At 63.7% G+C, this 1,368-nt stretch carries 1 pseudogene; it reads left to right on the top strand.

What is annotated here, in order from left to right:
• Positions 1-1,368: pseudogene (locus NW852_RS03885) on the top strand (type II secretion system protein); the annotation flags it as partial.

Raw genomic sequence — 1,368 nt, 5'->3', positions numbered from 1 at the left:
CTACTGGGAGCGGCGGGCCCGTGTGGAGGGCCTGCGGGTGATCGTGGGGCAGCGCTTGGAGCTGACCCGCACCGACTCTTTGCCGCTGCCGTTGGTGCCAGGGGGCGATCCCAATGATCCCACTAAGCTACAGGCCATTTTCATCAGCAACGAGGCGCGGCAACGCTTGACCCTGCGGGACAACCCGGCAGCAGTGCAGGCCACGGCTGTTTACCACTACAGCCACCAAGATGGGCGCTTCCCCATCGCCTGCCTGGCCACGGTGGCCCACCCCGGCACGCCTTGGAGCTTGCGGCGGGCTTCCACCTTCCCTGCCGGCGATCAGACCGACCAACTGGGCATCAACTTCTTCACCGGCCAGGGCACCAACGTCTGGGAATATGACCCTGGGCCGATGCAAGAGCGGCTGCGGCCTGGGACGCCCCTGTGGACGGCGCTGACCAACCTGGCCAATTTTGCTGGCGACCCCGACGGGGCCTATCCGCCCAGGCAGGAGGCGGGCCGCATCCACCCAGATCCGTTCATCACTGCCTTTGGCAACTTCTCCGAGCTGCGGCGAATCATCAACAACCCGAACAACCTTAGCTTGGCGGATCAAACCACGCTGCAGACGGCGGGCTGCATGCTGGGCATGCTGGCCGACAACATTCTGCGGATTGAGGCGGCTGCCAACGCCGGGGATCCAGCAGCTCAGATCCTTCGGGATGACATTCAAGCCAGCCGTAGGGGTGATCTGAATGCCTCTAACCGCTTCTACCTGCCGCTGCGCTACATCTTCCCCACCAGCGACTTTGGCCAGGCGGATCCCATAGAGAGCGAGCGGCGAGGCGCCTACTCCTGGCTGCCGGATGTGACCTACCGGGCAGTAACCGACCTCGAGCAAGTGGCTCTTCGGCCTCGCTCCACCATCAACGACTGGCGTTTGCCCCATGCCACTGCCACTTGCCCCAGCAGCACCCTACTCGGTGGCAACCATCCCAACAGCAACCAGATGGAGCTGATCCGAGTCGGCGACCAGTGCCATCGCGTGCCCTTCAAAGATTCGGTGTTTTACGATGGCCGCGAGGCAATGGCGGTGCGGGCCCTCAACATCGACCTGGCCCTTTTGACCAACAACGTCCAGGGGCAGGACAAGGGCTTGATCAACGGAGATACTTGGCTGCCTGCCGGCGTGCAAGAAGGCCGCGAGGGGGGTATTTTCTACGCCTTCCGGGAAGATGCGGTGCGGGAGGATGCCATTGCCCGCCCGCCTTTGACCAACTTCGCCGCCTATCAAACTGCCTGGCAAGCGGCAAACGCCAGCGGCGCCCCTCCTTCCCTCATCATGAATGCCGGTCAGCCTGGTCGCAACCAACTGGTCGGCGATCC

This window comes from Synechococcus sp. H60.1 (assembly GCF_047462335.1).
Taxonomy (GTDB): Bacteria; Cyanobacteriota; Cyanobacteriia; order Thermostichales; family Thermostichaceae; genus Thermostichus.
The sequence above is the reverse complement of the archived record's forward strand: the minus strand, read 5'-3'. Positions and strand labels throughout refer to the sequence as shown.